This is a genomic window from Rhodococcus sp. EPR-157 (assembly GCF_001647195.1).
Taxonomy (GTDB): domain Bacteria; phylum Actinomycetota; class Actinomycetes; order Mycobacteriales; family Mycobacteriaceae; genus Rhodococcoides.
Genome location: NZ_LVCV01000518.1, coordinates 1 through 534, shown reverse-complemented (window position 1 = coordinate 534; position 534 = coordinate 1). Strand labels below are relative to the sequence as shown.

Genomic DNA, 534 nt, shown 5'->3' with positions numbered 1-534 from the left:
AGAGCGTCGGTCCCCATGTCGACGTACTGGCTACCCTGGCCGGAGAACAGCGCACCGACCTTGATCCGGGGCAGTGCAGCCGCGCGGAAGAACAGACCCTCCGGATGACTCCACTGCTCGGACTCTCGATTGCGGGTCAGTTGTGCAACGCCCAGCTCGCGCAGCTGCGCCTCGTCCTCGTCGTCGATTGCGACGAAGCCGAGTCGCGCATGATCGTCGGGAATGTCGCCGCCGTCAACCGATTCACCAGAGCGGACGGCCTCGATCAGCGAGTCGACATCGGCGGCATGCCACACGTGAACACGGGGCACGCAGTGCAGCGGGCGTACGTCCGCGCGGGGCGCGTCGCTCTCCTCGAGTACGACATGGAAGTTGGTGCCACCGAATCCCATCGCCGACACCGCAGCGCGGCGCACAGGTCGCTGCGGGTCACGAATCCACGGGCGCGTCGCGGTGTTCACGTACAGCGCTGCGTCCGAATCGATTCCGGAGTTCGGCGCATCGACGTTGATGGTGCCGGGCAGTACTTTGTGG

Annotated in this window: 1 protein-coding gene; it reads right to left on the bottom strand. The window is 65.9% G+C overall.

Features of this window, described 5'->3' with window-relative positions; all coding sequences use genetic code 11:
* Window positions 1–534, bottom strand: a 534-nt coding sequence (locus A2J03_RS23530) for a ketoacyl-synthetase C-terminal extension domain-containing protein (protein ID WP_156520551.1), incomplete at both ends; no start/stop codon positions are given.